Genomic DNA, 986 nt, shown 5'->3' with positions numbered 1-986 from the left:
CACCCCTTGTATCTGCACGGAGGAGACTTTGTGCGATGGAAGCGACTGAGCCTCGAACCGGACGGCCATCCGATTCGAGGCTTGGCGAAGTCGCCCGACACCCCTGCGGCTACAACCGTGGATGAGCCTGGGATCTTCGTCTTCGTCACGCACGACCGAATAGTCGCTTGGCTCCAATCGCACGCACAAGGCAGGTTACCGTGAACACGACCCTCTGTGGAATAGATATTTCGAAAGACTGGCTCGACGCCCATATCGAGCCGATGGGAGCGGCAAACCGCTTCGCCAACGATGCGGCAGGCATCGCCGATCTGGCCGCCTGGTGTCAGAACCATGATGTCGAACTCGTCATCATGGAGGCCAGTGGCGGCTACGAACGGCTGGCCTTCCTGCTCTTGTGGGAGATGGGCCAACCCTGCGGCATGGCCAACGCGAGGAGCGTTCGCTACTTCGCCGAGGCAATGGGTTTCCTGGAGAAGACCGACAGAATCGATGCCGCCGTGATTGCCCGTTATGGTGCCGTCAAGCGGCTCAAGCCGACGCCGCCGCCGAGCGCGGCCCAGCAGCGGCTCAAGGCGCTGGTTGCGCGGCTTTCCCAGGTGGGAGGAGATCTCACCATTCAAAAGCAGCGCAAGAGCACCGCCGACGCCGAAACTATCGCCAGCCTCGATGAAGTGATCGCGCTGCTTGCGCGCCAGAGCCGCAGGCTCGAAGGTGAGATCGCCACGCTCATCGATGACGATCCGCTGTGGGCATGCCTCGACCGAGCCTTCCGCTCGCTCAAGGGTGTTGCCTCTCGCACCGTGGCGCGGCTGATGGCGCAGTTGCCGGAGATCGGCATCCTCTCCAACAAGGCCATCGCCAAGTTGGCCGGCCTGGCGCCGATCGCCAATGACAGTGGCAAGCGCAGCGGTCGAAGACCAGTGCGCGGCGGTCGGGCAGGGCCGCGCGGCGTCCTCTTTCTCGTTGCCAGCATCGTTGCCAAA

At 63.2% G+C, this 986-nt stretch carries 1 protein-coding gene; it reads left to right on the top strand.

Going from position 1 to position 986, the window contains the following annotated elements:
- Nucleotides 1-200: 200 nt before the first annotated feature.
- Nucleotides 201-986, top strand: a 786-nt coding sequence (locus D3242_RS33155) for an IS110 family transposase (protein ID WP_064984362.1), incomplete at its 3' end; no start/stop codon positions are given.

Origin of the sequence: Mesorhizobium jarvisii (assembly GCF_003601985.1) — a bacterium.
In the GTDB taxonomy this organism is placed as follows: Bacteria; Pseudomonadota; Alphaproteobacteria; order Rhizobiales; family Rhizobiaceae; genus Mesorhizobium; species Mesorhizobium jarvisii.
Note: the sequence above shows the minus strand (reverse complement) of the source record. Positions and strands in the feature narration are given on the sequence as shown.